The organism is Melaminivora alkalimesophila, assembly GCF_000282995.1.
GTDB lineage: Bacteria > Pseudomonadota > Gammaproteobacteria > Burkholderiales > Burkholderiaceae_C > Melaminivora > Melaminivora alkalimesophila.
In genome coordinates this window covers 1-273 of the sequence record NZ_ALEE01000727.1, presented here as the reverse complement: position 1 = coordinate 273, position 273 = coordinate 1, and the positions used below count along the sequence as shown (strand labels likewise).

The following is a 273-nucleotide window of genomic DNA, read 5'->3' as shown; positions in this document are numbered from 1 at the left end:
GGCTTGCCGGTGAGCGCGAGCTGCCGCTGCCGCCGCGCGAGGACGAGCGGCCGCTGTCGGCCGAGGTGCGGCTGCGCGACGCCGAGCTGCGCGGCGTGGACCTGCGCGTGGCCTACCTGTGGGTGCGCGTGCCGCTGCCGGGGGCGCCGGCGGCCCTGGTCCAGGTGGCGGAGACGCGCTCCAAGCGCAGCGTGCTGGCCACCGAGATCATCAAGGGCGTGATGCTGCCGCAGTTCATCATCCTGCCGCTGGCGGTGCTGCTGGTGTGGCTGG

The 273-nt window shown here is 75.1% G+C and carries 1 protein-coding gene; it reads left to right on the top strand.

What is annotated here, in order from left to right; translation table 11 throughout:
- Nucleotides 1-273: sensor histidine kinase N-terminal domain-containing protein (locus A612_RS14215; RefSeq protein WP_040437042.1), on the top strand; the 273-nt coding region annotated here is incomplete at both ends.